Origin of the sequence: 'Chrysanthemum coronarium' phytoplasma (assembly GCF_000744065.1) — a bacterium.
GTDB classification, from domain to species: domain Bacteria; phylum Bacillota_I; class Bacilli_A; order Acholeplasmatales; family Acholeplasmataceae; genus Phytoplasma; species Phytoplasma asteris.
In genome coordinates, this window is record NZ_BBIY01000163.1 from 1 (window position 1) to 540 (window position 540).

The window sequence follows — 540 nt, forward strand, 5'->3', positions numbered from 1 at the left end:
TTTAAAAGTTTTGCTATTGCTTTGAAAAGTAACACTTTGAGATACCATAGCAGATTGACTATCTTCAAAAGAATTAGAAATAGCATAAAAAATACCATTAACTGCCATAACAAATCCAAAAATATCTACTAAGTTTTCTTGATCTTTGGTAAAATAACTGTCTATCATAGCAAGAATAATGAGTTTACCAATTTCATAAGTAGATTTGGCAATAATTAATGTTCCTGCTAATTTCAGGATAGTTTTTACTGTGCGTTTAGAAAAGACTAGGTTTTTAAATTGCAAATTAAAAATATTTTTAGAACTAAACATACAATAAAAAGTTACCAAAGTAAGCAATAAATTAGCAATTAAATCAGCTAGGGCTAAATCAATTAAATTAACTTGGTTTTGTTTGATTGCTTTAAAAGCAAAAGAAATACTAATTCTTGTAATAATAAGACAAATATTAAGGATTAAGACAAATCTAGTTTTTTCCTTGGCGCGTTCTAATCCAATAAAAACTGCATTCATAGTAATAGCTACAAAAGTAATTAAAAT

1 pseudogene is annotated in these 540 nt (G+C 25.9%); it reads right to left on the minus strand.

Going from position 1 to position 540, the window contains the following annotated elements:
- Positions 1–540 (minus strand): annotated as a pseudogene (locus OYV_RS04305) (MATE family efflux transporter); the annotation flags it as partial.